Annotated in this window: 1 protein-coding gene; it reads right to left on the bottom strand. The window is 72.2% G+C overall.

What is annotated here, in order from left to right; genetic code table 11:
• Positions 1-277, bottom strand: a 277-nt coding sequence (locus tag AC0IYH_RS31350) for a hypothetical protein (RefSeq protein ID WP_471838121.1), incomplete at both ends; no start/stop codon positions are given.

The raw sequence follows: 277 nt of genomic DNA, 5'->3' as shown, positions 1-277 counted from the left end.
GCCCGGCTGCGCGTGTCGGCGGCATTGACCTGCGCCGCCGTCTCCCGCGCCAGCACCAGCGCATCGCCCAGCGTCGCCGCCGGGTCGGCCTCGCGGCCATCGATATCGTGGTCCGTCTCCGCACCGGGGCCATCGGCCCACACCGCCGCTTCCCCCGCCCGCGGAGCAGCCCGAACGGCGGCCTCGAGTTCCGAATCCAGCGATGCCTGGGTCAGCGGATCGGCGGCTTCCTTCCAGTTGATGACCCCGTAGATGAAGTCGATGTCCTGCCCCGCAC

This window comes from Pseudomonas sp. AC463, from assembly GCF_979253585.1.
The sequence above is the reverse complement of the archived record's forward strand: the minus strand, read 5'-3'. Positions and strand labels throughout refer to the sequence as shown.